The organism is Terrisporobacter sp. (assembly GCF_017888745.1).
Taxonomy (GTDB): Bacteria; Bacillota; Clostridia; order Peptostreptococcales; family Peptostreptococcaceae; genus Terrisporobacter.
Genome location: NZ_JAGHFM010000128.1, coordinates 1 through 5,022 on the forward strand (window position 1 = coordinate 1; position 5,022 = coordinate 5,022).

Sequence of the window (5,022 nt, forward strand, 5' to 3'; positions counted from 1 at the left end):
AGAATACATAATATTAGCTGATGATAACTTTTATTATATAGCTTGTAGAAAAATTAATTATAATAAAAATACTATTAATATAGAAAATTATCATAAATTATATATTTAATAAAATTAATTTTTTTAATACTTTTTGCAGATGTATATAAGTAAACTTTAACATATATGGATAGAAAATGTGACGAAACTATTAGTAAAATGGCTAAATAAGTAGGTTTTAGTGATAAAGATATAATTATGCTTTAATTTTTTATTTTATTTAAAATTATTAATACAAATAAAAAAATTAAAAAATGAAATAATAAATTTAAAGATATTAATTAATATGGAGGTAACTAAGAAATGAAAAAAATATTAACATTAGGTTTATCATGCCTGTTATTAACTACTTGTGTTGCTTGTAGTAATAGAACTGCTAATACTACTACAACTAAAACAGCACAAGAAAATACTGCAACAGAAAATAACCCATACTATGATGCTTATACAGGTTTATATAATACTAATATAGGTGGATTAGGTAGATATAGCATGTATACAGATGTAGAAAGTGTGAATAAAGCTTATAGAGAAAAAGAATACCCAGGTAATAAAAAATACTTAGAAGAGGTCAAATCGGCTTATAGGGATAGTAGAGAAAAAATACAAACTTTTGTAAATGGTCTTAAAAAAGATGTAAAAACTGAAGATCAAGAATTAAATAAAATGAATCAAGAGCTAATTTCAGAAGGTGAAAAACTAATTAGAGATATTGATGCTAAACTAGCAAAATTAGATAATATTACAGAAGCTGATTATAATAAAAATCAAAATGAATTTATAAAGTTAGTTGATGATACTGTAAGAGGTGCTGAAACAGTAACAAATAGATTTGGTGAATCATTAAGAAATATGAATAAAAGATTAGGAATCGATACAAAAAATATTGAAAATAATAATATAAATAATACAACTAAATAAAATAAATTTATATTATTTTGAAAAAATAAAAAATTATAGTTGACTTTTAAAAAGGATATGTATATCATTATTAACATAATAAAAAATTAAAAAATAACTCTTATCAAGAGAGGCGGAGGGACTGGCCCTATGAAGCCCAGCAACCAGTACATGTGTACATGGTGCTAAATCCTGCAACTATTAAATTAGTTGGAAGATGAGTATAAATTTGCTATTAAGCCTAAGTTTATACTTAGGCTTTTTTGTATTTTGAAAATAATTATTTAACTTTAATGAATTTATATTTAACAAAATAAGTAAATTATAGACAATATAAAAGGGGGAGAAGATTAATGATTACTGTAAAAAACTTAAATAAATACTATGGTGATATAAAAGTATTGAATAATATCAATATAAATATTAATCAAGGAGAAATATTTGGAATAATAGGTCATAGTGGAGCAGGTAAATCTACATTACTTAGATGTATAAATAGATTAGAAAACTATCAAGAAGGTAGTCTTTTAGTAGATAATCAAGAAGTAAAAGATTTAAATGAAAAAGAGCTTAGAATATTGAGAAAAGATTTGGGTATGATTTTTCAACACTTTTCATTATTAGAAAGAAAAACTGTATTTGAAAATGTTGCACTTCCACTAGAGTGTTTCAAGTACTCAAAAGAGGAAAAAGAAAAAAGAGTTATGGAACTTTTAAAATTAGTAGGAATTGATGATAAAAAAACTGCCAAACCTAGAAATTTAAGCGGTGGACAAAAGCAAAGAGTAGCAATAGCAAGGGCTTTAGCACTAAATCCAAAAGTTCTTTTATGTGATGAAGCAACGTCAGCACTAGATCCAAATACAACGAAATCTATTTTAAGTTTGCTTCAAGATATAAATAAAAAACTGAATATTACAATAATTGTAGTTACACATCAGATGGAGGTCATAAAGCAAATCTGTAGTAGAGTAGCTATTATGGAACGAGGGGAAGTTTTAGAAATTGGCGATACTGAAGAATTATTTTTACAAAATTCAAAGAATTTAACAAAGTTAGTAGGTGAAGAAGATATACTTCTACCAAAAGGAAGTAATATAAGAATTATATTCCCAAAAGAAATTTCTAACGAAGCCATAATAACTTCTATGGCAAGGGAACTGAATATAGATATTTCAATTATATGTGGAAAATTAGAAAAGTATAGAGATCATGTATTAGGATCTTTAATAGTTAATATTTCTTATGAACATAAAGATAATGTAAAAAAATATTTGGATGATAAGGGAGTAAGATGGGAGGAAATAATAAATGAAGACTAGTTTATATACTTATTTAACAGAGATACTTGGGGAAGCACTTTTACAAACCTTATATATGACAATAGTTCCTACTATTTGTGCTACTATATTAGGATTTATAATGGCTGTTATATTATTTATAAGTAAACCAAATGGATTAAAGGCGAATAAAACTATATACACTATACTAAGCTTTATAGTTAATATAGTTAGGAGTTTTCCTTTTATTATACTTTTAGTCGCATTATTTCCAGTTACTAGATTCATAGTAGGAACTAGTATTGGTGAAACAGCTGCAATGGTTCCTATTACTATAGGGGCATCACCATTTATTGCTAGGGTGATAGAAAATGCTTTAAACGAAGTAGATGAAGGTTTAATAGAGGCTGCAAAATCTTTTGGAGCAACAAATATACAAATAATATTTAAAGTTATAGTAAAAGAAGCTATGCCATCTATAGTTTCTGGAATAACTTTATCTATAATATCAATACTTGGATATACTGCAATGGCAGGAGCTGTAGGAGCAGGTGGACTTGGAAAAGTAGCTATAGTTTATGGACATCAAAGATTTGATACTTCAGTAACGATTTATGTAGTAATAACACTTATTATAATAGTTCAACTTATTCAAAGTGTTGGAGATTTAGCTTATAAAAGATTAAAGTAATTATACTTATATTTTTTAATTATAAAATAACAGGGGGAATTTAAAATGAAATTAAAAAAATTATTAGGATTAACATTAGCAACAGTGGTATCTGTATCATTATTTGTAGGTTGTTCACAAACTTCTAAAGAAGATAAAACTATTAAGGTAGGAGCATCTCCAACGCCACATGCAGAGATATTAGAAGTAGTAAAACCATTATTAAAAGAAAAAGGGTATGAATTAGAGATAGTAGAATTTGATGATTATGTTTTACCAAATACATCTTTAGCTGAGGGAGAATTAGATGCTAACTTCTTCCAGCATATACCTTATTTAGAGGAAATGAATAAAGAGAAAGACTTAAAATTAACTTATACTGAAAAAATTCATATAGAACCAATGGGAATTTATTCAGAAAAAAATAAATCTTTAGATAATTTAAAAGATGGAGCAAAAATATCTGTACCAAATGATGCGACAAATGAAGCTAGAGCATTACAATTATTAGCTAAAAATGGAATTATAGAGATTGCAGATAAAGAATTAATAACTGCAAAAGATATAACAAGTAATCCTAAAAACATAGAAATAGTTGAAGTAGATGCAGCACAAGTACCATCAACTTTACAAGACGTTGACTTTGCTGTTATAAATACTAATTTTGCATTAAATGTAGGATTAAATCCAACTAAAGATTCAATAGCTATAGAATCTAATGATTCGCCATATGCTAATATATTAGCTTGTAGAGAAGATAATAAAGATAGTGAAAAAATAAAATTATTGTCAGAAGTTTTAACTAGTGATGAAGTTGAAACATTTATAGAAGAAAAATATAAAGGAAGTATAGTTCCAACCTTCTAATATATAAAAAATATATTTTTAATTAAATATAGTATTATAGATATAGGAAAGATAGTATAAATTACTACTAAATCCTATATCTTTTTTATTGTATTTCCGAAAATGTATATCTCTCAAGGATAGGTAATTGTAATACATATATAATTGTTCCGTCAGATAAATTATATTTATCATATTTAGGTAGATTATTATAAAACCATTGATTTAATGTTTCTTCTATGTTATCTGTATAAACTTCACTCTGAAAATGTATATCAAAAAAGTATTTTCCAGAACAAGGATTATAAATTTCTCTCATCACTTCGTATTTTTTCAAAGTACTCACCTCATAATAATTTTATTTTTAGAAAATATGATTTATTTAGTGTTTAGTGTATAAATAATATTAATTCTATAATATTAATTAAATAAGTATGAATATATTTCCTTTAGTTTTTTAGAAAAATAAGTGAAGAAAATATGATGTGGAAAAAATATAGATTATAAATAATAATAAGGTATAATATGAATAATAGGAATGGAGGTATGATTTTGAAAAATAAAAAATTATATGTAATAGTGATAATAGTTATAATGATTCTTATTGGAGGTATTGGGATAATTAATTTTAATAAAAGTAATAACTTTGAAACTCATAATGGAACTTCAAATTCAAATGAAGAGTTAAAACTTTTAGATAATCAAGTAGCCTTTGTTAAAGCTTTAGTAGGGTTAGAATCGAAAGAAATGAAAATAATTGATAATCCTCTAAGGTTGGAAGGAAGTTTTATAATTCCTGATAAAACTTTGCTAAATAGTATAGAATACTACTTAGCAAAATCTAAAAATACGGATATAAAAGATGTTGAAGTTAGTATCAATAAAGATGGAATTGAAATAAGTGGAAAATATAATTTATTTGCAAAGTTTATGACACCGGTAGAGATTACAGTTGTACCATCTATTACGAAAGAGAATGATGTTAAGCTTGACTTAAAAGATATAAAAGTTCTTAAATTAAAAATAAATAATAAAATTATTGATGCTATAATAGAAAGCTGGTTTTCAAATTTACAAGGAATAAGAATTGATAATGGTGATGTAGTTATAGATAAAATCAATTTTAAAGGTGTTACAGTAAAAAGTCTATCTATTGAATCATCAAATTTTGTAATAGGAATAAGTGTAAAGTTAGATTAGAAGATATATTTATATCTTCTTTTTTTATAAATAATTATTGTTTCACTGATTTTTATTTAGGTTCATTACAATACTTAAAATAACTAA

6 protein-coding genes and 1 riboswitch are annotated in these 5,022 nt (G+C 24.9%); of the genes, 5 read left to right on the forward strand and 1 reads right to left on the reverse strand.

What is annotated here, in order from left to right:
• The first annotated feature begins 342 nt into the window (after window positions 1-342).
• The 4 genes from J7G74_RS06175 to J7G74_RS06190 all read left to right on the forward strand — a co-directional run bounded on the left by J7G74_RS06175 (window position 343) and on the right by J7G74_RS06190 (window position 3,756).
• Window positions 343-960 (forward strand): hypothetical protein, encoded by a 618-nt coding sequence (locus J7G74_RS06175; RefSeq protein WP_297133192.1) that lies wholly within the window; start codon window positions 343-345, stop codon window positions 958-960.
• A 97-nt stretch (window positions 961-1,057) separates the two neighbouring features.
• A riboswitch (SAM riboswitch) is annotated at window positions 1,058-1,163 on the forward strand.
• 129 nt (window positions 1,164-1,292) lie between these two features.
• Window positions 1,293-2,261, forward strand: a complete 969-nt coding sequence (locus tag J7G74_RS06180) for a methionine ABC transporter ATP-binding protein (protein ID WP_297133195.1) — start codon at window positions 1,293-1,295, stop codon at window positions 2,259-2,261.
• Window positions 2,251-2,910: a methionine ABC transporter permease gene (locus J7G74_RS06185; RefSeq protein ID WP_297133197.1), complete on the forward strand. Its 660-nt coding sequence runs from the start codon at window positions 2,251-2,253 to the stop codon at window positions 2,908-2,910. The genes J7G74_RS06180 and J7G74_RS06185 overlap by 11 nt, the downstream gene beginning before the upstream one ends.
• A gap of 45 nt (window positions 2,911-2,955) precedes the next feature.
• Window positions 2,956-3,756: a MetQ/NlpA family ABC transporter substrate-binding protein gene (locus tag J7G74_RS06190; RefSeq protein ID WP_297133199.1), complete on the forward strand. Its 801-nt coding sequence runs from the start codon at window positions 2,956-2,958 to the stop codon at window positions 3,754-3,756.
• An 85-nt stretch (window positions 3,757-3,841) separates the two neighbouring features.
• Here J7G74_RS06190 and J7G74_RS06195 read toward each other — a convergent pair whose 3' ends face one another.
• Window positions 3,842-4,072: a hypothetical protein gene (locus J7G74_RS06195; protein WP_297133202.1), complete on the reverse strand. Its 231-nt coding sequence runs from the start codon at window positions 4,070-4,072 to the stop codon at window positions 3,842-3,844.
• Between the two features lie 215 nt (window positions 4,073-4,287).
• Between J7G74_RS06195 and J7G74_RS06200 the strand changes: the two genes are divergently transcribed.
• A complete protein-coding gene (locus J7G74_RS06200; RefSeq protein WP_297133204.1) occupies window positions 4,288-4,935 on the forward strand; it encodes a hypothetical protein in 648 nt (215 codons plus the stop codon).
• The last annotated feature ends 87 nt before the right edge of the window (window positions 4,936-5,022 follow it).